We start from the raw sequence: 236 nt of genomic DNA, 5'->3' as shown, positions 1-236 counted from the left end.
GGCCCACATCCACCATCCGCTGAACGATCTTGCCCGGAACCCGAAAGCCCAGATTGCTCTGTACTCGCGAAGCAACCGTGCCGGTAAAAGATCGCTCTGCCGTTTCAGTCCTTGTCGCCTCTGCCACCCTGACCAGTGGCGAGGCAGTCCTTGGGTCCGCAGCCTCTGCCTCCGACTTAGGGGTTCCGAAAACCACGAAATAGGCACCGGCACCCGCCGCTGCCGCGAGGCCCACG

General features: G+C 63.1%; 1 pseudogene. It reads right to left on the bottom strand.

From position 1 onward, the window contains the following. Positions 1-235, bottom strand: a pseudogene (locus AF337_RS44990) (efflux RND transporter periplasmic adaptor subunit); the annotation flags it as partial. Position 236 lies beyond the last annotated feature (1 nt).

Source organism: Rhizobium ecuadorense, assembly GCF_001187535.1.
Taxonomy (GTDB): domain Bacteria; phylum Pseudomonadota; class Alphaproteobacteria; order Rhizobiales; family Rhizobiaceae; genus Rhizobium; species Rhizobium ecuadorense.
The sequence above is the reverse complement of the archived record's forward strand: the minus strand, read 5'-3'. Positions and strand labels throughout refer to the sequence as shown.